The organism is Nocardia concava NBRC 100430, assembly GCF_000308815.1.
Taxonomy (GTDB): domain Bacteria; phylum Actinomycetota; class Actinomycetes; order Mycobacteriales; family Mycobacteriaceae; genus Nocardia; species Nocardia concava.
This window is the reverse complement of the sequence record NZ_BAFX01000041.1, coordinates 1-626: the sequence shown is the minus strand read 5'-3', so window position 1 is coordinate 626 and position 626 is coordinate 1. Positions and strand designations below refer to the sequence as shown.

The following is a 626-nucleotide window of genomic DNA, read 5'->3' as shown; positions in this document are numbered from 1 at the left end:
ACCGCCACGGTTGTAGCCGCCCTCGCGGTCACCGCGGTTGGAGCCACCGTCGCGGTTGAAGCCGCCGCGGCCGCCTTCGCCCTGGTAGCCGCCGCGATCGCGGTCGCCTTCGGAGCGGTTGAAACCACCGCCGCGGTTGAAGCCGCCCTCGCGGCGTTCGGGCCGGCCCTGGTCGCGCCGTTCGTTGTCGTCGCGTCGGCCGTAGCCGCCCTGTCCGGTCCCACCGCTGTTGCGGCGGAAGGGTTTGCGGCCGTCGTTCTGCTCCGCCACGGTGATCCCTCTCTAGTGTTATAAGCCTGCCGTACCCGGCCGCGGCGCTGGCTCGCGTGAGGGTCGCGGGAGTGTCCCGCACACCTCAAATTGAATCACGCGTGCTCGAGCGTCCACGCAGCGCGGGCGCTGAAACGCAGAATAGGGGACCCGTGAGGGTCCCCTATTCTGGAATGATGTTCCGGCGGTGTCCTACTCTCCCACACCCTGTCGAGTGCAGTACCATCGGCGCAGGTGGCCTTAGCTTCCGGGTTCGGAATGGGACCGGGCGTTTCCCCACCGCTATAGCCGCCGTAACTCTATGAAACTATCCACAGAGAGCCAAAGACCTTGCGGGTCTTCGTCTTCCTGTATCT

Annotated in this window: 1 rRNA gene and 1 pseudogene; both read right to left on the bottom strand. The window is 66.3% G+C overall.

What is annotated here, in order from left to right:
• Window positions 1-270 (bottom strand): annotated as a pseudogene (locus ON43_RS07725) (hypothetical protein); the annotation flags it as partial.
• Window positions 271-449: 179 nt separating this feature from the next.
• Window positions 450-566, bottom strand: a 5S ribosomal RNA gene (gene rrf, locus ON43_RS07720).
• Window positions 567-626 lie beyond the last annotated feature (60 nt).